Genomic DNA, 20,349 nt, shown 5'->3' on the forward strand with positions numbered 1-20,349 from the left:
CGGAACGCCCGACGACATCATGCCCAAACTCTCGCCGCTCGATCCGCCCCGACCAGCGGGGACTCGCGATACCCTCTACTGGCAGACCCCGCCGGGCAGCGCGGCTGCCCTGGCGCTGGCCCACCTCGCCGGCGACGCGCCGCTGCTGGTCGTCACGCCGGACACCGCCAGCGCGCAGCGGCTGGAGAACGACCTGCGCTTCTATGCCAGTGTGCCGGTACTCCCCTTTCCCGACTGGGAAACCCTGCCCTACGACAGCTTCTCGCCGCACCAGGACATCGTCTCGGAACGGCTGCGAACCCTGCGCCGGCTCCAGGACGGCGAGCACGGCATCGTGCTGGTACCGATCAATACCCTGATGCAGCGGCTGCCACCGGTCGACTACATCGCCGGGCGCGTGCTCACCCTCGAGGTGGGCATGCGGCTGGATCGCGAGGGCTTTCGCGAGAGTCTCTCGCGCGCCGGCTACCGCGCCGTGGAAACGGTCTACGAGCCGGGTGAGTACGCGCTGCGTGGCGCCCTGATCGACCTCTATCCCATGGGCAGCGAGAGCCCGCTGCGCATCGACCTGTTCGACGACGAGATCGACACCCTGCGGCGCTTCGACCCCGATACCCAGCGCAGCCAGGACAAGGTCGAGCGCATGGAGCTGCTGCCGGCCCACGAGTACTCGCTGTCACGCAGCGCCATCGCCTGTTTCCGCGAGGGCTTCGAGACCCTGTTCGACGTCGACCCGCGCCAATGCCCGCTGTACGTCGATGCCCTGAAGGGCATTCCCTCTCCCGGCCTGGAACAGTACCTGCCGCTGTTCTTCGAGGAGACGGCCACGCTGTTCGATCACCTTGCCGACGGTACCCGCGTGGCGCTGCTGCCCGACGTCTTCGCCGCCGCCGAACACCATTGGGCGGCCATCGAGAGCCGCTACGAGAATCTCGGCGTCGACCCCACCCGGCCGCTGCTGCCGCCCCACCGCGCCTTCCTTCCCGTCGCCGAGGTATTCGCCGCCATCAAGCGTCACCCGCGAGTGGAACTGACCGAGGACCCCGAGCATCGCCACGCCCATGCCGTGGCCGCACGCGCGCTGCCGGAGGCGACCATCAATGCCCGCGCCAAGCAGCCTCTGGCGGCGCTGAGACGATTCGTCGACGAGCACGCTGGCACGCGGGTGCTGTTCGTCGCCGAATCGCGCGGCCGACGCGAGGCACTGGAGGAGCTGCTGGCCCCGCTGCACCTCGAGCTGCCCCATGTCGAGGGATTCGACGCCTTCCGCCAGGGCGACTCGCGCCTGGCCATCACCGAGGGCGAGGTCGGCGCCGGGCTATGGCTGGAGCAGCCCGACATCGCCGTGATCACCGAGACCGAGCTGTTCGGTGACGTGGTGCGCCAGAGCCGTCGCCGCGAGAAGGCCACCGACATGGGCGAACTGGCCATTCGCCACCTGGCCGAGCTGCGCCCGGGCGCCCCGGTGGTGCACCAGACCCACGGCGTCGGCCGCTACCGCGGCCTCGAACGCCTGGAGGCCGGCGGCCAGGCTGCGGAGTTCGTCGCACTCGAGTACGCCGACGGTGCCAGACTCTACGTTCCGGTGGACAACCTGCACCTGATCTCGCGCTACGCCGGTGCCGACGACGAGCTGGCCCCCCTGCATCGCCTGGGCTCCGAGCAGTGGGACAAGGCGCGCCGCAAGGCGGCCGAGAAGATTCGCGACACCGCCGCCGAATTGCTCGACGTCTATGCCCGCCGCGAGGCGCGGGAAGGCTTCGCCTGCGCCCCGCCCGACGAGGAGTATGCCCGCTTCGCCGCCAGCTTCCCGTTCGAGGAGACGCCCGACCAGCGCGCCGCCATCAGCGCGGTGATCGGCGACATGACCGCTCCCCGGCCCATGGACCGCGTGGTGTGCGGCGACGTCGGCTTCGGCAAGACCGAGGTCGCCATGCGCGCCGCCTTCCTCGCCGTGCATTCGGGGCGTCAAGTGGTGGTACTCGTGCCCACCACCCTGCTCGCCAGACAGCACTTCGAGAACTTCCGCGACCGCTTCGCCGACACCGCGGTGCAGATCGAGCTGGTGTCGCGCTTTACCGCGGGCAAGGGGCAGGCCGATTCGCTCAAGCGCATCGAGAGCGGCCAGGCCGACATCGTCATCGGCACCCACAAGCTGCTGTCGAAGTCGATGAAGCTGCCCAACATGGGGCTGCTGATCATCGACGAGGAGCATCGCTTCGGCGTGACGCAGAAGGAGCGCCTCAAGGAACTACGCGCCGAGGTCGACATCCTCACCATGACCGCCACGCCGATCCCGCGCACGCTCAACATGGCGATGAGCGGCATTCGCGACCTGTCGATCATCGCCACGCCCCCGGCGCGCCGGCTATCGGTGAAGACCTTCGTGCAGCAGCGCGACGAGTCGATCATCAAGGAGGCGATCCTGCGCGAAATCCTGCGCGGCGGCCAGGTCTACTACCTGCACAACGAGGTCAGGACCATCGAGACCGCCGCCGAGAGTCTCCGCGCCCTGGTACCCGAGGCACGCGTCGCCGTGGCCCACGGCCAGCTCCCCGAACGCTCCCTGGAGCGGGTGATGTCGGACTTCTACCACAAGCGCTACAACGTGCTGGTCTGCTCCACCATCATCGAGACCGGCATCGACGTGCCAAGCGCCAACACTATTGTCATCGAGCGCGCCGACAAGTTCGGCCTGGCCCAGTTGCACCAGCTGCGCGGTCGCGTGGGCAGGAGCCACCACCAGGCCTATGCCTACCTGCTCGCCCCGCCGCCGCGGGCGATGACCAAGGATGCCGTCAAGCGCCTGGAGGCGATCGGCGCCGCCGAGGACCTCGGCGCGGGGTTCACCCTGGCCAGCCACGACATGGAGATCCGCGGTGCCGGCGAGCTGCTCGGCGAGGAGCAGAGCGGCCAGATGGAGGCCATCGGCTACACCCTCTACATGGAGATGCTCGATCGCGCCGTGGCCGCCATCCGTGCCGGCAAGACGCCCAACATCGAAGCGCCGCTGAGCGATGGCGTCGAGATCAGCCTCAACCTGCCGGCGCTGATCCCCGACGACTACCTGCCCGACGTCCAGCAGCGCCTGGTGATGTACAAGCGCATCGCCAGCGCCGCCGACGAGGCCGAGCTCAAGGAGCTGCAGGTGGAGATGATCGACCGCTTCGGCCTGCTGCCGGCCGCGGTCAAGACCCTGATGCGCCAGACCCGCCTGCGCCAGCGCGCCGAACGCCTGGGCATCGTGCGCCTGGAGGCCGGCGCCCAGCGGGGCCGGGTGATCTTCGGTGGCCAGACCCGGGTCGACCCGCTGACGCTGGTCAAGATGATCCAGGCCGAGCCGCAGCGCTACCGGCTCGACGGCGCCGACACCCTGCGCTTCGAAGGCGAGATGGAAGACGCCGAGGCCCGCTTCCAGGCCATCGAGCAGCTGCTCGATGGCCTCAATCGCAAGGCCAAGGCCGCCTGAAGGCGGCCAGCCCCCCGATCCGGCACCGCTACTCCCGCCGGGACCGGGAACGCTATACTATGCGATGTGTCTTATCGCAGCCTTGACACCAACCCGACGCCACCCCAGCGGCAGGCGTATGATCGTCGCCCGGCGGGCACCGCCTCCCTTGGGCAACCCCGACCAGCGACCTTATGACGAGAACACGACGTAGATGAAGAACCCGACATTGACCAGGCGACTCGGTCTTGGCGCTGCCCTGTTCGGTCTCGCCGCCCTGCTGGCGACCACGACCCTTGCCGAGGAGGACGGCTCCGTGCCCCCTCAGGAGCTGCCGCGTGGCCACTATCACCTGCCCGACGAAGGCAACGTGATCGGCGAGGTCTATACCGTGACCGTCGAGGAAGGCGAGACCCTGCTCGATATCGGTCGCCGCCACAACGTGGGCTACGAGGGGATGCGCATGGCAAACCCCGACGTCAGCATCTGGGCGCCCCGCCCCGGTACCGAGGTGGTGATCCCCGCCCAGTTCATTCTCCCGGACGCGCCGCGAGAAGGCATCGTGGTCAATCTCTCGGAGCTTCGCCTGTACTACTATTCGCGCCCCGGCATCGTCGAGACCTACCCCATCAGTATCGGACGCGACGGCTTCGCCACGCCGGTAGGCGTGACCCGCACCACCGTCAAGGTGAAGGACCCCCACTGGTCGCCACCGCGCTCCATGCGCGAGGAAGCCGCTGCCCGCGGCGAGCCGGCCCCCGCCGTGGTGCCGCCGGGTCCCGACAATCCCCTGGGCCGTCATGCCATCCTGCTCGGCCTGCCGAGCTACCTGATCCATGGCACCAACCGTCCCGATGGCGTCGGCATGCGCGCCAGCCGTGGCTGTATCCGCATGTTCCCCGAGGACATCGAGTCGCTCTACGAGCGCGTGCCCAGCGGCACCCAGGTCAACATCATCGACCAGCCGTTCAAGGTTGCCTGGTCGGCCGACGGCGTGCTCTATGCGCAGTCTTTTCCCCTGCTCGAGGAGAACCAGGGCACCTTCGAGCCGATCCTCAACGCCATGGAGATCGTGGCCGGCGCCTTCGGCGAAGAACCCGCGCCGGTCGATTACGCCCAGCTGCGCCAGATCGTGGAACAGCCCGACGGTCGCCTGGTGTCGCTGCTGCGCCTCGCCGAGGAGGAGCCGGCTCCCGAGGAACGGGAGGAGACCCTCGACGAGGGATTGTTCTCCGAGCTGGAAGTCAGCCAGCAGACGGAGCTGTTTTCGGAGCTCGAAGTCAGCCACCTCTAGCGCTGGAAGCGGCAGGCGTTGGCTCGACCCAACCGCCGAGGCCTGCCGCATCGACAAGCCATCCGGAACGAGAAAACCCCGCCGAGGCGGGGTTTTCTCGTTGCAGAACCGCCATCGCCCGAAGGCGATGCGGCGCTCCGGCAGAATTACTTCTGCATGGAGCGCTGGAACATGCGGTTCATTTCCTCGCGGTTCTGCTCGGACATCTGCAGAGCCGCCTGGGCGTCACGCTGCGCCTGGTTGGCAGTGTTCTGAGCCTGAGTGGCGATGCTGCGCGCTTCCGCAGCGTCGGCCTGAGCGGCTTCAGCGGTCTGGCGAACTTCATCCAGAGCGGCGTTGCTGGCACAGCCGGCCAGGATGGCCAGAGAAGCAGCAGCGGCGGTCAGCTTCAGGGTGGTCTTCAGAGTCATGATGTTCTCCTTGAGTCTTCCTTGGTACTGCACACGTTAGTACAGCGGCGTTGATGTTGCCTGTGATCCAGGCTCCCCTGCTCAATGCAGGATTCTTGCAGCGACTGCTGCCAAGCACAGGAGTCAAACGCTGTTTTATAATACCAGACGGCGCTTGTCCATAGCTCGAAACGTCCCTTGCGTATCTTGAGCCTAGCGGATGACGACGCGAGTGCCAATGTCGATTAGCTCGGAAAGCCTTTCGATCTGTTCGTCGGTCACCGCCACACATCCCTGAGTCCAGTGATAGCTGGCATGAATCTCCGGGTCCCCCCTACCGACACCATGGATCCCGATGAAGCCCCCCAGTACGGTGCGCTGCGGCGGATACCCGTGGCGGCGGTAGTAGGCGAAATAATCTGCGTAATCCTGCTCCGTGTAAAGCCCTGATTCCAACGCCATGCGCGCATGGGAGGGCGTGGGATAGTCCAGCCCGATGAAAATGTGCCAGTCGCTCTCCCAGTTGAACCGGTTGACGCGAAATTCCCCCTTCGGGGTTGTGTTGTCCCCCTGGGTTCGCATGATGCTGGCCCCGGAGCGCCCCAGCGAGATGGGCGCGAAGCGCTCGAGGAGTCGCTCGCCACGGTAGAGGCTCAACGCGGCCTCGCGGTCGTCGACGAGAACCCACACTTCATTGGCATGACGAGGCAGGTGAGCACGCGCCAATAGGGTTTCGATGAGGTTGGCTCGACCCTCACGAGGCAGGAGGAGCGTGAAAGGCGCCAATAGGGCGAGCTGGCCGAAGCGACGGCGGGAAACGGATCTCATCGGCTCCTCACACAGACGGAATGGTAGGCGACAGGCGCTTTATAACGTATCGCTTGTCGACTGTCAGTTCACTTAACGTAACCGGACCCGGGCCCCGCCGGGCTGATGCTTGCCCTCCATCCTCAGGCCAGCAAGCTTCTTGTGCACCAGTATATTGCCAGCTCCACACCTCTCGCCGCGCTGCCACGGCTCAAGCCGACAGTATGGCTCCCATGCGAAACACTTCCCGCAGGCTGGTGATGCCCGCCTCGGCCTTGGTCAGGCCATCCTCGAGCATCAGCTCGATACCGCGCTCGAGCAGGCTGCGGCGCAGCTCTGACTCGTCGGCATGACGCAGGATGCGGGCATGGTCCTCGGGAGCCAGCTGCCAGATCTCGAACACGCCGATACGGCCGCGAAACCCGAGTCCATCGCACTGCGGACAGCCCTTGGCAACCCAGGTCAGCGCCGGCGGCACATGACCGATCGCCTCCAGCCATTCGCGGTCGCTGTGGTCGGGTGCCGCCTGCTCACGGCAATGCGGGCACAGCCGGCGCACCAGCCGCTGGGCGATGACCAGCCCCAGGTTGGCACTGATCTCACTGTCGCTGAGGCCGAGCTGGCGCATCGAGGTCACCACCCCCACGGCGTCGCGACTGTGCAGCGTTCCCATCAGCGAACGACCGCTGCTGGTCACGCTCAAGGCGGCAAGGGCCGACTCGCGGTCACGAATTTCCCCGATGAGCACGTAGTCGGGATCCAGCCGCAGGAGCGAACGGGTGCCGCTGGCGAAATCCAGACCATGGTCGAGGTCCACCTGGATCTGGTTGATGCCGGGAACGCTATATTCGACGGGATTCTCCAGGGTGACCACGTGACTGTCGGTCAACTGCAGCTGACCCAGCAGGGTGTAGAGCGTAGTGGTCTTGCCGGCACCGGTGGGACCGGCGACCAGCAACATGCTGCCCGTGGCGTCCATCCAGCGCCTGATGCCCAACGCCCCTTCCTCGCCGATTCCCAGCTCCTCGATGTCGTCGAAAGATCGCGGCGGCGCCAGGAAGCGAATCGCCAGCTTCTCCCCCGTCACGCAGTGCACCGCCGTGACGCGCAGGTAGCGCTCCCCTTCGCCGCTCGCCTCCCGTGTCCAGCGGAAGCTGCCCTCCGCGGTAACCAGGGAAGGCACCGGATTGAGCTTCGACAGCACCTTATACTGGTTCACCAGGCGCGCGCCTTGCGCTGCATCGACCCGCAGTGCATCGACGATACGCCCATCGATGCGCAGACGAATGCGATAGGCCTCCGGCTCGGGATCGAGGTGCACGTCGGTGGCCCTGGCGCGCAGGGCATCGTCGAGCAGAGCGTAAGCCTCCAGCGTTCCACCGCCCGACGCCTGCTCCGCTTCCAACTGCGCCGACAATGCCGGCAGCAAGTGGCGCTGATAGGTCTGCTCCAACACGGTCTGCTCCTCCCTGATTGACCCTGGACATGCGGCGCTGGCGCTCGGCCGCTGACAGCAGTCTAGCTCAAGCGCGCCGCGCCGCAGTCCGGCATGCCGCCACGGCACGCCAAGCACAGCGCCCCCGGCAGGCCTGCCTGCGGGGGCGCTCTCGGCACGCATCGATCCGTTCGGTTACGCTAGGGGCGTGGCTCCACGGTGAAGATGCTCTGCAGCTTGTGCTTCTTCCCGTAGATGTGCACCGTGGTCTCGGGGAACGGGTAACGGTCCAGGTACTCACTGTCACCGTTGAACCGGGGCTTGTGCGCATGGATCATGGCGGCGGACAGGCGCTCCCGGTTGGCATGGCCGCTCAAGCCCATCGAGTACCACAGCTCCTCGCCGGGCTGCAGGAAGGCACGCCATTTCTCCCTGTCGGGATGATGCTGCAAACCGTAACGCACGTTGCGATGCTCACCCACATAGAGCAGTTGCTGGACCTCCATCTCATGGGTCTCGGGGTCCGCGGCGGCACGAAAGACGCAATAGATGCCGGAGTCGTCCGGCACCTCACGCAGCGACTCATCGCTCCAGTACCCGAGCATCTCGGGAGAGAGAAGATCGTTAGAGATGGAGCTCAACATGAAACGTTCCGGCATGGCGATCTCCTTGATCGAAGGGTCTATTTGCAGTCTGGCACATAAACTCAATAGTCTTCGAGCCGCTGCATGTCACGCACCAGGCGGCGCACTTCCCCCTCGTGCCCCTTGGCCAGGGCCTCGAAGAACTCCTTTTCACGGCTGCCGCCAGCCAGATCGGCGCGATGGGCGTAAAGGTCCTGAAGGGTCCGGTGTGCGGTCAGTGCCGTTGCCAGCACGCCCTGTACGCTCTCGCCCGCGACGCCCTCCGGCAAGCGTTCGAGTACCGGGGGGTGGGGAAAGTCGTTGGGGTCGTCGAACCAGGTGTTGAGCACGCCCTCATGATCGCTGCCATCGTCGAGATAGCCCAGCAGGTCGGCTTGCAGCTTGCGCTCACGCTGCGCCAGGTATTCCAGCGCCATTCTCACCCGTTCGTCGTTACCCGTTGCGGCCAGCTGGGAATAGTGATCGGCCATACGAGCATGATAGTCGGCCGCCCACTCGACCAGCTCCTTGACTTGATGAAAGCGCATGCGAGCCCCCTCGATGTCGCTCAGCCAGCCTCGACGACCAGCTGCTTGCTTTCATCCTAGCCAAAGCCCACCGCCGTCGCTTGACTTGTATCAATCGAAGGCGATTGGCACCGATGCCGGATGGCACGGAGTAAACGGGTGACAGGCGCCTGCCCTACCACTCCTCGCTGGTCTCACGCAGCGCGGCGATCTCGCTCTTGGCCTCACGCAGGCAGGCGCGCAGCTCGTCGCCCAGCGCAGCGCCGCTGCCCACCGCTATCAGCCCCTGCTGCGAGGAGTTGCGCCGACGCGCCACGCCCTCGCTCGCATGCAGCGCCTCGATGCGCTGCAACAGCCAGCCAAGCCAACTTTCGGGACGCATCGCCAGCTCGCGCAGACGATGCAGCTCGGCAATGCCGGCCCCCTCGGCACCCAGCAGGTCGCGCCAGTCGTGGCGCTCCAGCCGGGCATGCTCGGTGACCTCACGCAGCAGCGACTCGAGCGCCAGTTCGGTCAGCGCCAGTGCGGCCTCCTCGGTGGCCATGCGCCGCGCCTCGGCGTGCTCGTCCTCACCCGGGGGGACCGCCAGGAGCAGCTCGGCCTGGTAGAGCAACTGGTTGGTACGGGCTCGCGGGCTCACTTGCGCTTGTCCTCCACCTGCCATCTACCGTCAGCGTAGATCGCCCGCCAGCCGGTCGCCTTGCTCTCTTCCTCGGTCATGACGAACTGCTCCTTGCTCTTGCGCGAGTAGCGGATCTGGGCCGGGCGGCCATCGGGATCCTCGCTGGGGGCATCGAGCAGATAGCGATACTTCTCCGGCAGCTCACCGGCGTGGGCCTTCAGTTCCCGCACCAGAGGCGGCCGCGTCTCGCGATTGCGCGGAAACTTGCTCGCCGCCAGGAACAGGCCACTGGCACCGTCGCGCAGCACGTAGTGATCGTCGACCTTCTGACAGGCCAGCTCGGGCATCGGGATGGGGTCCATCTTCGGCGGGGCGACCTCACCGTTGCGCAGCAGCTTGCGGGTGTTCTTGCATGCCTCGTTGGTGCAGCCGAAATACTTGCCGAACCGGCCCGACTTGAGCTGCATCTCGCTGCCGCACTTGTCGCACTCGATGGTCGGCCCCTCGTAGCCCTTGATGCGGAACCTGCCGTGCTCGATCTCGTAGCCCTCGCAGTCTGGGCTGTTGCCGCAGATATGCAGCTTGCGGCTCTCGTCGATCAGATAGCTGTCCATCGCCGTGCCGCACTTGGGGCAGCGATGCTTGGCGCGCAGGGCCTGGGTCTCGGCCTCTTCGCCAGCATCGGCGGGGACCGCCTCGTCGCCGGGCAGCAGGTCGATGGTGGTCTTGCAGCGCTCCTTGGGCGGCAGGTTGTAGCCGGAGCAACCCAGGAACACTCCGGTTGACGCCGTGCGGATCTGCATCTTGCGGCCACAGGTGGGGCAGTCGATATCGGTGGGCACCGGCTGGTTGGGGCGCATGCCCTCCTCGCTCTCGGCGGCCTCCAGTTCCTCGCGGAACTCGGCATAGAAGGCGTCGAGCAGCTCGCGCCAGTTGCGCTCGCCCTCGGCGACCTCGTCGAGACTGTCCTCCATGCGCGCGGTAAAGGAGTAGTCCATCAGGTCGGGAAACGACTCCTTGAGCCGCTCGGTGACGATGTCGCCGAGCTTTTCGGCATAGAAGCGCCGGCTCTCCAGCTTGACGTAGCCGCGATCCTGGATGGTGGAGATGATCGAGGCATAGGTCGAGGGACGCCCGATGCCGCGCTTCTCCAGCTCCTTGACCAGGCTCGCCTCGGTATAGCGGGCCGGCGGCTTGGTGAAGTGCTGCTGGGGGTCGAGCGCCTCGAGCCGCATCGGCGTGCCCTCGGCGAGGTCAGGCAGCGCCTGGTCCTCGTTCTTGCCCGCGGGCTTGAGCACCCGGGTATAGCCGTCGAACTTGAGCACCCGCCCCTTGGCCTTGAGCTCGTAGCCGTCGGCTTCCACGGAGAGGGTGCTGGAGAGGTATTCGGCCGGCGTCATCTGGCACGCCACGAACTGCCGCCAGATCAGATCGTAGAGTCGCTCGGCGTCGCGCTCCATGCCGGCCAGGTCGCCGGCCTGACGATTGACGTCGGAGGGGCGGATCGCCTCGTGGGCCTCCTGCGCGCCCTCCTTGCTCGAGTAGCGATTGGGCGACTCGGGCAGGTAGCGCTTGCCGTAGGCCTGCTCGATATGCTCGCGCGCCATGGCCACCGCATCCTGGGACAGGTTGGTGGAATCGGTACGCATGTAGGTGATGTAGCCCGCCTCGTAGAGGCGCTGGGCCAGGGTCATGGTCTTCTTCACCGAGAAGCCGAGGCGCCCGCTGGCGGCCTGCTGCAGGGTCGACGTAATGAAGGGGGCATTCGGCTTCGACCGGGTGGGCTTGTCCTCCCGCGCCGTGATGGCAAGGCTTGCCTTGCGCAGACGCTCGATACGCTCGAGCGTCTCGGCCTCCGAGGTGGGCCGGAAGGTCTTGCCGTCCTGGCGCACCAGTTCGAATCGCACCGGCTCGCCCTGGTCGGAGACGAGATCGGCATGCACGTCCCAGAACTCCTCGGGCACGAAGGCGCGAATCTCGCGCTCGCGCTCGACGATGAGGCGCACCGCTACGGACTGCACTCGGCCGGCCGAGAGGCCGCGGGCGATCTTGGCCCACAGAAGCGGCGAGAGCATGAAGCCCACCACGCGGTCGAGGAAGCGCCGTGCCTGCTGCGCCTCGACACGGGGAATGTTGAGCGTGCCGGGCTCCTGGAACGCCTCCTTGATGGCGTTCTTGGTGATCTCGTTGAACACCACGCGGCGATAGCGCGCGTCGTCGCCGCCGATGGTCTCCTTGAGGTGCCAGGCGATGGCCTCCCCCTCCCGGTCGAGATCGGTGGCGAGATAGACGGTGTCGGCCTTCTCGGCGAGCTTCTGCAGCTCGGCCACCACCTTCTCCTTGCCGGGCAGGATCTCGTAGTGGGCCTTCCAGCCCTGTTCGGGATCGATGCCCATGCGCCGGATGAGCTGATCCCTGGCCTTGTGTTTCTTGTACTCGGCCTTCTCCTCGGGCGACATCTTGCGCGTTGCCGCCGCCTGCCGGGCGCGCTCCTTGGGATCGGAGGCCGCCTTGCCCGAGCCGCTGGTCGGCAGGTCACGGATGTGTCCCACGCTCGACTTCACGACGAACTCGCTGCCGAGATACTTGTTGATCGTCTTGGCCTTGGCCGGCGACTCGACGATGACCAATGACTTGCCCATAGCGCTCCACATTCTGCACGGCAGGGTTCTCGAGCCCCACCTGAACGGTTCCGGTCCACCGGTTCCTCGGCGGAGACGGTGAAAAATCCGCTTACCCTACCCCAGCCACCCGTTTCACGCCAGTCGCTTCACATGGCGGCAGTAAAGCAGCAATGGGAAAGAGGCATCAAGTCGGTCATGCCCCGTCGCGACTTCGCGCCGCCAAACGACCAGCGCCCCTGCCACGATTGACAGGGGCGCCGGGGCGTCCTCGCGAAACCTCTTGCTCAGCGCTTGCGAGGCTTGCGCGAAGCGTCCGGCCTGCTGTTCGCCTCGCTCCGGGTAGCGTCGGAAGGGCTGTCGGCCTGCGGCCGGGAAGCCGCCTTCCTCACCTTTCCGGTTCGCGCCTTCGAACCGGTGGAGCGCCTCGCCTGATCGGGCTTGGCTGCCTCGGGCTCGGCCCTGAGCAGGCTCGCCATCTCGCTGCGCGCCGTGGCCTCGGCCCTGGCCCCCGTCGCCACCTGGTCGTGAAGCTCGGCCAGCGCCTGGCGACGCTCCGCCGGGTCGACCCGCTCCAGCGCCTCGCCAAACAGCGCCTGGATGTGCTCGTAGCGCTTGCGGGCGTGCTCGGAGAGCTCGCCGCTTGCCGCCAGCACGTGGTCGATATGCTCCAGCGACGCGCGTATCGACTCGCCCGACTCCCCCGCCAACAGCTGAGGAATCGCCGCCAGCGCCGCCTCACGATCCAGCTTGAGGATGAAGAACTGCTCACGCACCAGATGCTTGAAGTCCGACAGACTGGCGCCCGGCTCCAGCTCGGCGCGCGAGGCCCGCAGGCGCTTGAAGTTACGCTCATCGGTCGTGGGTGCCCCACCCAGCACATGGATCACCGAGCGCATCACCGCCTCGTGGATGCCGCCTTCGGCCACGCGCTGGCGCAGTTCGTCCTGGCGCCGCTCCAGAAAGCGACGATGTTCCGGCTCGCTGCCGGGCTGGCGGCGATGGATATGGGCGTCGCCGCCCAGGCCGACCATGGCCTGTAGCAGCGGTTGGCCATACACCGTCAGGAAGGTGTGCTCGATGCTCTGGTCGCGTATCTCGCGCCAGGTGTCCAGGCTACGGGAGATCTGCTCCGACACGGCCCGCTCCATGGTTCGCAGGAGATTGTCCTCGGCGACGGGATGGCGGTCCTCACGCACCCACTCGGCCAGCACCGGCAGCGGCACCGACAGGGGGTTGCGATCGGATAGTAGCTTGTAGCCCAGCCGGATCGGATGCAGGCGGCGCATCAGGCGAGCCGCCTCCGGGGTAATCACGGCCCGGATCCAGGGCTGCACGAACAGCCGGTAGAGCCCGAGGTTGGTCTCCGAGAGGCGCGCCACGGTGGCGAAGCGCCGGTCGTCGTCCTCGCGGTGATGCAGCACGTCGCGGTTGAGCCCCTCGATGGAGCGCGCCTTGAACTCGAGCAGGTAGTCGCGCTCGAGCAGCTCGGCATCGTCGCGCTCATCGGCACTGGTCACCGTGGTCTCGTACAACCCCGGCGGCAGCACGTCGATGTAGTCGATGTTGGCGGTGAACTCGGCATGCTCCTTGCGCGACACGCTGCCCGACACGAAGATCCCCAGATGACCGGTGCTGTCGTGCACGCAATAGACGATGGTCTGTTCGCTGGCGACGATGTCGTCGGTGTCGCCGTAGAGATCGCGCACCCAGCCCAGTGCCTGGGGCGGCGGCGTGATGTCGTCGCCCTGTGAGCAGAACACTACCACCGGCGAGCGCACGTTGCGCAGGTCGATGCGACGCCCGTCCGACGTAACCAGTTGTGCGGTGGAGAGCCGGTTGCCGACGAACAGGTTGTCGACGATGTACTGGATCTCCTCGCCGCCCAGCACCACGTGACCACCCCACCAGCGCTCGAAATTGAGATAGCGCTCGGCCTCGGTGTCGACGTTGGCATACAGCCGATACTGCTTGTCCCACCAGGTATTGGCCGGATTGAGCCGCTCGAAGTTCTGTACCAGCAGGGCACCATCGAACAGTCCATCGCCCAAGTCGCTGGCCAGGGTCGTCATCCAGCTGCCGCCGGTCATGCCGCCGGTATAGCGCATGGGCGCCTTGCCCCGCTCGCCGGACCAATAGGAGAGCGGCGCCCCGGCGATCAGGATCGGTCCGAAGACTTCGGGCTCGAGCGAGGCCGCCATCATGATCTGCCAGCCCGCCTGGCAGTTGCCGACGACCATCGGTTTCTCGCACGATTCAGGATGGAGTTCGACCACACGACGCAGGAAGGCAATCTCCGCCTCCACCACGTCCTCCACCGTCTGACCGGGTTCGGGATAAGGCAGAAAACCGATGAAATAGCAGGGATGGCCCGCCCGCAGGGCAACGCCGATTTCACTGTCGGGCTTGAATCCACCGATGCCGGGGCCATGCCCGGCCCGCGGGTCGACGACCACGAAGGGGCGCGCCTGGAGATCGACCTCGACACCGGCCGGAGGCAAAATCTGCATCAGTTCGTAGTTGACCGGCCGCGGCAGTTCGCGACCGTCCATTACCACCTCGGCGTTGAAGCCCAACACATTGGGCTTGGTCTTCTCGATGTGCTCGAGATACTGGTTGCCGCGCTCGCGCATCACATCCATGTACAGCACGCTGCGCTCGACGGCGTCCCGCCAGTAATCGAAGGCGGCACGACCGAAACCGAATGGATCCAGGAAGCTGAATACTTCTGTCGGGGGTATCGGCAAGGGTGCGTTCATGCTCGGCTCCTGTTGTCTCCGCTATTGGGTTTCGACAGCGGAAGGAGAAAAAATGCTGCGATGCAGCAAGCATAGTACGCCCTGCGTCATTGCAATGCAGCCGTTTTGTCGATTTTTTGTGAAGCGCTTACCCGCCCGTTCCGTCGCTGTCTTCGCCGACGCCAGCCGGGCGCCCATACCACTCCGTCAAGGCTCGATGCTCGCGGCGGCGGGCCTCCGCGCCGTCTCGCCCCCACACCAGCAGGCGCATCCCGGTCTCGCCCGCTTCCGGGGTGGGGCGGTCAAGCCTGACGCCGGGCCCACCTCCCAATTGCCCGCCTCCTGGCAGGAGCAGGCGCCAGCGCGCCTGCCCAGGCCGGCCCGGGCCATGCCCCATGTGGCCGACCCGGGGACGCCGCAACCGTTCTCCCGCCACCAGGCGGATCTGTTCCACCGCCAGGTCGAGCCCGGTCAGCACTTCGGCCAGCCCCTCGTAGCCCGTCAGAGCGGGGCGCATGCCAACGAACCCCAGCCGGTTGTCGGCCAGCGAAAAACTCAGCGTCGCCAGGCCGACCAGGCCGAACGAGCGGGCGCCGTGCACGGCAAGCTGCCCCAGATAGGCGCGTTGCTCGGGCGTCAGCCGCTCGCTGGGGGCCATGGCGAACCCCGCGCCGAGCAGCTCGTGCTCGACCAGGGCCAGTGCCTGGCCGCGGCAATCGGCCAGCACCGGCAGGTGTACCCGTGGCGCCTGCGGTTCGCCCAAGGGCAACCCCGCCTCACGCATCAACTGCCGCGCGGCCTCGTCATCGCACATGGCGGCGATGTGGGCCTCCTGCGGGCCGATGAAGACCAGACCCGCACGCGAACAGGCCCGGGCGAGGCGCCACTGCTCCTCGGCTAGCGCCTCCCCGGGATGCACGGCGTCGCAGCCCAGCCGCTGGGCGTGCTCCACCAGGGCATCGCCGGTCCTGCCACCGCTGCCATGCCAGACCAACTCGAGTTCCGTGCAGGCCTGGCCGGCCCGCAGCGCGCCCAGGCCGCTGCCCGCCAGCATGACGCCATGCCAGCCGCCCTGGCGCAGCACGCCGGGAGCGGGGCTGGACGACGCTTGCCGGTGTCCGGCGAGGCCGGCGGCATGACCCCGACCGTCGGCGGTGATAGCATGAAAGGGCTTCTTCAACGGGCCTCCCCGACCCCTCTAGCGGATTGATAGATGACAACGCCTAGCCTGCTGAACCGCCTGACCTTTCGCCAGCTCCAGGTGTTCCAGGCCGTGCATCGCCAGCAGTCCTATTCCCGCGCCGCCGAACAGCTGGGCCTGACCCAGCCGGCGGTCAGCGCGCAGATCCGCCAGCTCGAACAGGCCCTGGGTCAGCCGCTGTTCAAGTACGCCGGCAAGACCCTGCACGTGCTACCGGCGGCCGATGCGCTGGCGGCCTCGACCCAGGCCATCTTCGGCCAGGTCTCGCGCCTGCAGATGACGCTATCGGACATGGACGGCACGATCTCCGGCGAACTGAACCTGGCCGCCGTATCGACGGCGCAGTACGTGGTGCCCCATCTGATCGCCCGCTTTCGTGCCCACTATCCCAACGTCCAGGTGCGGCTGCAGGTATGCAACCGCAGCCAGGCGCTGGAAAGACTGGCGGCACGCCGCGACGACCTGGTGATCATGGCCATGGTGCCCGAGGACGACGACAACCTGGTCTTCATGCCGTTTCTCGAGAACGAACTGATTCCCATCGTCTGGCCCGGTCATCCGCTGCTCGAGGCCCCCTCTCCCACGCTGGAGGACCTAGCCCGCCACTACCTGCTGATGCGCGAGTCGGGGTCGGGCGTACGCACCGCCTTCGAGCAGCTCGCGGCCGAACAGGACGTCGCGCTCCAGCATACCATGGAGCTGGGTACCAACGAGGCGATCAAGCAGGGCGTGATGGCGCACCTGGGCGTCACGGTGCTGCCGCGCCTGGCCGTTCGCCTGGAGCTGGGCGCGGGGCTGCTGGCCGAGCTGCCCCTGCCCGGGTTTCCCCTGCGTCGCTCCTGGTGCACGGTCTATCCCCGGGATCGCTTCCCCACCCCCGTCACCGAACTGTTCCTGCGTTTCGTGCGCGAGCGGCTCGGCGAGATCGAAGCACACTTCAAGGCCCCACCGCAGCCGATGCCCGATCACGGCGTGGTCTGCCTGCCGATCCCGCCCGGCTGAAGGCTTCGGCCCCTGGTACCGGCGCGGAGCGCTGTGCCAGGCAGGCGGGGATATGGTAGATTACGGGCCTGCGACCATCGTATCAATTGCTGCCATGCGGGCTGGTGCCGCCCGGACCCGACGTCCCGCCGCACCGCGGCATGGTTGTGGCAGCCGCCGAGTGGAGGGGCTCACACCCTATGAGCGACAGCACCTCGAAACGCGTGCCGAGCGGCGCGAAGTTCCGTACCGAGCATGGTTTCGCCGCCATCAAGGATGGCATCAAGCAACGCAGCCAAGCCGAGGGGCGTCCCGAACCGGGTCGCAAGCCGCAGTGGCTGCGCGCCCAGATCCCCGGCGGCGGCCGCTTCGAGGCGGTGAAACGCAACGTCAACGAGCATCGCCTGAGCACGGTATGCGCCGAATCGCACTGCCCCAACATGGGCGAGTGCTGGAGCAACGGTACGGCCACCATCATGCTGATGGGCTCGGTGTGTACCCGCGCCTGCCGCTTCTGCGCCGTCGACACCGGCAATCCGCGCGGCTGGCTGGACGCCGAGGAGCCGGCCAACACCGCCAAGTCGGTGGAGTTGATGGGGCTGCGCTACGTGGTACTGACCTCGGTCGACCGCGACGACCTGGACGACGGCGGCGCCGCCCACTATGCCGCGTGTATCCGCGCGATCAAGGCGAATACCCCTGAAGTGGTGGTCGAGGCGCTGACGCCCGACTTCGACGGCGACCCGTCCGCCATCGAGCGGGTGGTCGACTCCGGCCTCGAGGTGTTCGCCCAGAACGTCGAAACGGTGGAACGACTCACCCACTACGTGCGCGACCCCCGCGCCGGTTACCGCAAGACCCTCGACGTGCTGGCCCACGCCAAGCGTCACCGCCCCGGCGTGCTGACCAAGACCAGCCTGATGCTCGGCCTCGGCGAGACCGACGAGGAGATCCTCGCCACTTTCGACGACCTGCGTGCCATCGATGTCGACATCGTCACCCTCGGCCAGTACCTGCGCCCCACCCGCAACCACCTGCCGGTGGAGCGCTGGGTGACGCCGGACGAATTCGAGCGTTATCGTCAGTTGGGTCTGGAAAAGGGCTTCATGGAGGTGGCTTCCGGACCTCTGGTACGTTCCAGCTATCGTGCCGACCGGGTGTTCGAGAAGAACAACCTGGGCCTGGCCGCGCCGGCCGAGGTGCCGGGCCAGGCAACCGACCCCAATCGCATCCAGGCGGTCAACGTCGGCTGACAACCCGCCCCACCGGCGGAGCCACGGCCCAAGCGCAAAAAAGGCGACCTCGCGGTCGCCTTTTTGTCTTCCCTGCCCCCGTCGACTGACGGCGCCGCACTCAATCGACTTGCGCAGCCTTCGCCGTCAGCCGGGCGGGCAAGGCCGCCTCATCCGGGACGAGCTCGCGTCCCAGCTGCAGCGCCAGGCACTCGGCAAGGCGGGTGCCGACCTGATCGAGGGAGAGCGGCTCGGCGACCAGGTCGGCCAGGCGTGTCATGGCCATGCCGGCATAGCCACAAGGATTGATGCGCTGGAAGGGAGCCAGGTCGGCATCGACGTTGAGCGCCACGCCGTGATAGCTCGCACCGCGCCGTATGCGCAGGCCCAGCGAGGCGATCTTGGCCTCACCGACATAGACCCCGGGGGCATCCGGCCGGGCGTGGGCCTCGACGCCGCGCTCGGCCAGCACGGCGATGACGGCATTCTCGATCGCCGAGACGAGATCGCGAACGCCCAGCCGGGCCCGGCGTACGTCGAGCAAGGGATAGAGCACGACCTGACCGGGACCGTGATAGGTCACCTGTCCGCCTCGGTCGGTCTGCACCACGGGGATATCGCCTGGCATCAGCAGATGCTCGGGCTTGCCTGCCTGCCCCTGGGTGAACACCGGGTCATGCTCCACCAGCCAGAACTGATCCGGCGTCGCCTCGCAGCGGCCGTCGGTCAATTCGCGCATGGCCTGCCATACCGGCTGGTAGGGGCGCCGGCCCAGGCGCAGCAGGGTAATCGGCGCCCCTCCCGCCTGGCCGCTCAACTACACCACCATGTGCACGCGCCCGGTGGCCTTGAGCTCGGCGAACAACGCCTTGAGCTGGGCCTCGCCGGTGGCGCGCATCGTCAATCGCACCGACTGGAAGCGGGCATTGCGGCTCGCCACCACTTCGATGCTGGACGCATCGAAGCTTTCGTCATGACGCTGCACCACCTGGCAGACGGTAGCGGTGAAATCCTCGGCAGCGTCACCCACCACCTTGATCGGGTAATCGCAAGGGAAGGTGATCGTTGGCGCCGACACCGCGGCAGCCGGCGGCTGACGCAGGTCGCGCAGTTTGTTGTCCGACATGGCCATGAGCGCCTCGTGGGGATTTCCGACTATTTTACTCAACTATCCGACGCCGACCAAGGCACGACTAGAACCACCCGCTGAGCAGGTTGCTGAAGAATCGCCGCACCTGGTCGAACATCCGCTTGAACAGCCCGCCCTCCTCGATCGACTCGAGGGCTACCAGGGGCTGCTCACCCACGACCTCCTCACCGAGACGCACCTCCAGCGTGCCCACCCGGTCACCGAGGCTGATCGGCGCGGTGAGGTCGGGGCGAATGTCGAGCCGCGCGCTGAGTTCCTGGTTGCGCGCGCGCGGCAGCGTCATCGCGACATCGCTGTCGACACCGACGCGCAGTTCGTCCTTCTCGCCCCCCCAGATGCGCGGCGAGTTCAGTACCGCCCCCTGCTCGTAGAGCTCGAGCGTCTCATAGTAGCGGAACCCGTAGCTGAGCAGCTTCTGGGTCTCCTGGGCACGCGCCTCTTCGGAGCTGGTGCCCATGACGACCGAGATGAGTCGCATGCCATCGCGCTCGGCCGAGGCCACCAGGCAATAACCCGCCTCGTCGGTATGCCCCGTCTTCAGGCCATCCACCGTCGGGTCGCGCCACAGCAAGCGGTTGCGGTTGGGCTGGCGGATGTCGTTGTAGGTGAAGTACTTCTCGGCGTAGATGGCGTAGTGCTCGGGATAGTCGTCGATGATGTACTGGGAAAGCCGCGCCAGATCGCGCGCCGTGGAGTAGTGCTCGGGATGGGGAAGCCCCGTGGCGTTGACGAACTGGGTGTTGTTAAGGCCCAGCCGGGACGCATGCTGATTCATCATGTCGGCGAAGGGCGCTTCGCCTCCGGCCAGATGCTCGGCCACGGCGACACTGGCATCGTTGCCGGACTGGATGATGATCCCGTAGAGCAGGTCGCGAATCGTGACGTCCGTGTTGACCTCGATGAACATCTTGGAGCCACCCGTTCGCCAGGCGTTCTCGCTGACGCGCACGGTATCGTCCAGGCTGACGTTGCCGCGATTCAGCTCGCGCTCGACCAGATAGGCCGTCATCAACTTGGTCAGGCTCGCCGGTGGCAGGCGTTCGTCGGCGTTGTGCTCGGCCAGCACCCTGCCGCTGTCGGCATCCATCAGTATCCACGACTTCGCCGCGATCTGCGGTGAAGCGGGTATCAGCGTCTGGGGCTGCGGCACCGCTTGCGCCATGGCCTGGGAAACGACCAGCATCAGGCCGAGCAGCGTCAATGGGAGAAGACGCGAACGGAAACGGGAAAACAGCACTCGCATGGGCATGGATCTCATCGCTACGTCGAGAAAGGTCAAGG

Annotated in this window: 16 protein-coding genes; 4 read left to right on the forward strand and 12 right to left on the reverse strand. The window is 66.7% G+C overall.

Annotated features, from left to right (window positions below):
- Positions 1–19 precede the first annotated feature (19 nt).
- Both mfd and HNO51_RS12795 read left to right on the forward strand, forming a co-directional pair.
- Positions 20–3,469, forward strand: a complete 3,450-nt coding sequence (gene mfd, locus HNO51_RS12790) for a transcription-repair coupling factor (RefSeq protein ID WP_209537604.1) — start codon at positions 20–22, stop codon at positions 3,467–3,469.
- A gap of 193 nt (positions 3,470–3,662) precedes the next feature.
- On the forward strand, positions 3,663–4,742 hold the full coding sequence (locus HNO51_RS12795) for a L,D-transpeptidase family protein (protein WP_209537605.1): 1,080 nt from the start codon (positions 3,663–3,665) through the stop codon (positions 4,740–4,742).
- A gap of 146 nt (positions 4,743–4,888) precedes the next feature.
- Here HNO51_RS12795 and HNO51_RS12800 read toward each other — a convergent pair whose 3' ends face one another.
- From HNO51_RS12800 to HNO51_RS12840, 9 genes are all read right to left on the reverse strand, one after another.
- Positions 4,889–5,152 (reverse strand): Lpp/OprI family alanine-zipper lipoprotein, encoded by a 264-nt coding sequence (locus tag HNO51_RS12800; RefSeq protein ID WP_149326529.1) that lies wholly within the window; start codon positions 5,150–5,152, stop codon positions 4,889–4,891.
- A gap of 192 nt (positions 5,153–5,344) precedes the next feature.
- Positions 5,345–5,959 carry a L,D-transpeptidase family protein gene (locus HNO51_RS12805; RefSeq protein ID WP_197447724.1) on the reverse strand — a complete coding sequence of 205 codons (615 nt, stop codon included), beginning with the start codon at positions 5,957–5,959 and terminating at the stop codon, positions 5,345–5,347.
- Positions 5,960–6,149: 190 nt separating this feature from the next.
- A complete protein-coding gene (locus HNO51_RS12810; RefSeq protein WP_209537606.1) occupies positions 6,150–7,394 on the reverse strand; it encodes a GspE/PulE family protein in 1,245 nt (414 codons plus the stop codon).
- 179 nt (positions 7,395–7,573) lie between these two features.
- Positions 7,574–8,032, reverse strand: a complete 459-nt coding sequence (locus HNO51_RS12815) for a hypothetical protein (RefSeq protein ID WP_209537607.1) — start codon at positions 8,030–8,032, stop codon at positions 7,574–7,576.
- A gap of 47 nt (positions 8,033–8,079) precedes the next feature.
- A complete protein-coding gene (locus tag HNO51_RS12820; protein ID WP_197447727.1) occupies positions 8,080–8,544 on the reverse strand; it encodes a ferritin family protein in 465 nt (154 codons plus the stop codon).
- A gap of 154 nt (positions 8,545–8,698) precedes the next feature.
- Positions 8,699–9,163 carry a DUF6586 family protein gene (locus HNO51_RS12825; protein ID WP_197447728.1) on the reverse strand — a complete coding sequence of 155 codons (465 nt, stop codon included), beginning with the start codon at positions 9,161–9,163 and terminating at the stop codon, positions 8,699–8,701.
- Positions 9,160–11,787: a type I DNA topoisomerase gene (gene topA, locus HNO51_RS12830; protein WP_197447729.1), complete on the reverse strand. Its 2,628-nt coding sequence runs from the start codon at positions 11,785–11,787 to the stop codon at positions 9,160–9,162. The genes HNO51_RS12825 and topA overlap by 4 nt, the downstream gene beginning before the upstream one ends.
- A 266-nt stretch (positions 11,788–12,053) precedes the next feature.
- The gene (locus tag HNO51_RS12835) at positions 12,054–14,525 is read right to left on the reverse strand and encodes a DUF3141 domain-containing protein (RefSeq protein ID WP_209537608.1); all 2,472 of its coding nucleotides are present in this window, start codon (positions 14,523–14,525) and stop codon (positions 12,054–12,056) included.
- A 127-nt stretch (positions 14,526–14,652) separates the two neighbouring features.
- The gene (locus HNO51_RS12840) at positions 14,653–15,684 is read right to left on the reverse strand and encodes an ATP-binding protein (RefSeq protein ID WP_209537609.1); all 1,032 of its coding nucleotides are present in this window, start codon (positions 15,682–15,684) and stop codon (positions 14,653–14,655) included.
- 33 nt (positions 15,685–15,717) lie between these two features.
- Here HNO51_RS12840 and HNO51_RS12845 point away from each other — a divergent pair, with 33 nt between their 5' ends.
- Both HNO51_RS12845 and lipA read left to right on the forward strand, forming a co-directional pair.
- Positions 15,718–16,707, forward strand: coding sequence for a LysR family transcriptional regulator (locus HNO51_RS12845; RefSeq protein WP_197447732.1), 990 nt, complete (start codon positions 15,718–15,720; stop codon positions 16,705–16,707).
- Between the two features lie 179 nt (positions 16,708–16,886).
- Positions 16,887–17,939, forward strand: a complete 1,053-nt coding sequence (gene lipA, locus HNO51_RS12850) for a lipoyl synthase (protein WP_209537610.1) — start codon at positions 16,887–16,889, stop codon at positions 17,937–17,939.
- Between the two features lie 100 nt (positions 17,940–18,039).
- Here the strand turns inward: lipA and lipB are convergent, their stop codons facing one another.
- From lipB to HNO51_RS12865, 3 genes are all read right to left on the reverse strand, one after another.
- Positions 18,040–18,735 carry a lipoyl(octanoyl) transferase LipB gene (gene lipB, locus HNO51_RS12855; RefSeq protein WP_197447734.1) on the reverse strand — a complete coding sequence of 232 codons (696 nt, stop codon included), beginning with the start codon at positions 18,733–18,735 and terminating at the stop codon, positions 18,040–18,042.
- Positions 18,736–19,044 carry an HP0495 family protein gene (locus HNO51_RS12860; protein ID WP_209537611.1) on the reverse strand — a complete coding sequence of 103 codons (309 nt, stop codon included), beginning with the start codon at positions 19,042–19,044 and terminating at the stop codon, positions 18,736–18,738.
- Between the two features lie 67 nt (positions 19,045–19,111).
- The gene (locus HNO51_RS12865; RefSeq protein WP_209537612.1) at positions 19,112–20,311 is read right to left on the reverse strand and encodes a D-alanyl-D-alanine carboxypeptidase family protein; all 1,200 of its coding nucleotides are present in this window, start codon (positions 20,309–20,311) and stop codon (positions 19,112–19,114) included.
- Between the last annotated feature and the right edge of the window lie 38 nt (positions 20,312–20,349).

The organism is Billgrantia sulfidoxydans (assembly GCF_017868775.1).
Lineage (GTDB): Bacteria > Pseudomonadota > Gammaproteobacteria > Pseudomonadales > Halomonadaceae > Halomonas > Halomonas sulfidoxydans.